Annotated in this window: 1 protein-coding gene; it reads right to left on the bottom strand. The window is 72.5% G+C overall.

Annotation, left to right across the window (positions count from 1 at the left end; all coding sequences use genetic code 11):
• Nucleotides 1-1,247: type I polyketide synthase (locus A8711_RS30070; RefSeq protein ID WP_369830136.1), on the bottom strand; the 1,247-nt coding region annotated here is incomplete at its 3' end.
• Nucleotides 1,248-1,285 lie beyond the last annotated feature (38 nt).

Raw genomic sequence — 1,285 nt, 5'->3', positions numbered from 1 at the left:
GACGCACCATCCTGATTCACCGCCGAACCCCGCACCACCGCCAGCACCCGACGCCCGTCACGCCGCGCATCCGACAACCGCTGCACCACCAGCACCCCGACACCCTCGGACCAACCCGTGCCGTCCGCGGCGTCCGAGAACGACTTGCAGCGGCCGTCGGCGGACAGGCCGCCCTGGATCGAGAACTCGGCGAACGTGCCCGGTGAGGCCATCACGGTGACGCCGCCGGCCAGGGCGAGGTCACACTCGCCGGACCGCAGCGCCTGCGCCGCCAGATGCAACGCCACAAGCGACGACGAACACGCCGTGTCCACAGTCACCGCCGGCCCCTCGAAGCCGAACGAGTACGCCACCCGGCCCGACAACACGCTTGTCGCGTTGCCGGTGAGCAGGTGGCCGCCGACCTCCTGGGCCCGACCGACCGACCCGCTGGCGTACCCCTGGAAGCTGGCCCCGGCGAAGACGCCGACCGCGCCGCCCCGCAGGGTGGTCGGGTCGATGCCCGCCGACTCGACTGCCTCCCACGAGGTCTCCAGCAGCAGCCGCTGCTGCGGGTCCATGGCGAGCGCCTCCCGCGGCGAGATGCCGAAGAACTCGGCGTCGAACTCGCCGGCGTCGTAGACGAAGCCGCCCCTGCGGGCGAAGGACGTGTCGGACAGGCCGCTGCTGAGGAAGCTGTCCCAGCCCCGGTCGAGGGGGAACTCGGAGATGCCGTCGCGTCCGGTGGCGAGCAGTTGCCACAGTTCTTCCGGGGACGCGACGCCACCCGGGAGGCGGCAGCCCATGCCGACGATCACGATCGGGTCGTCGTCGACGGTGGCGACCCTGCGGTCGGCCGGCGCGTCGCCCGATGCTCCGAGCACGGTCTCCCGGATGAAGGCGACCAGGGCGGCCGGCGTCGGGTGGTCGAAGACGAGGGTGGAGGGCAATGCGAGGCCGGTTTCGGCGGTCAGCCGGTTGCGCAGCTCGACTGCGGTGAGCGAGTCGAAGCCGAGACGCTGGAACGCCCGGTCCGGCCGCACCGCCTCCACGGTGGCGTGGCCGAGCACCGTGGCGACCTGGGAGCGTACGAGGTCCAGCAGGGACGCCTCGACCTCCGGCGACGTCAGGGCCGCGAGCCGCTCGCGCAGTGCGGAGGCCCGGTCGGTGGGGCCGGTCTCGGCTCGGGACGCCGCCTCGATCGCCGCCTGTGCTTCGGGGATGTCGGTGAACAACCGGGACGGACGCAACGCCGTGAACGACGGCACAAACCGATCCCACCGCACATCCGCCACCACCACCTGCC

Source organism: Micromonospora sp. II (genome assembly GCF_001709195.1).
Classification (GTDB): Bacteria; Actinomycetota; Actinomycetes; order Mycobacteriales; family Micromonosporaceae; genus Micromonospora; species Micromonospora chalcea.
Note: the sequence above shows the minus strand (reverse complement) of the source record. Positions and strands in the feature narration are given on the sequence as shown.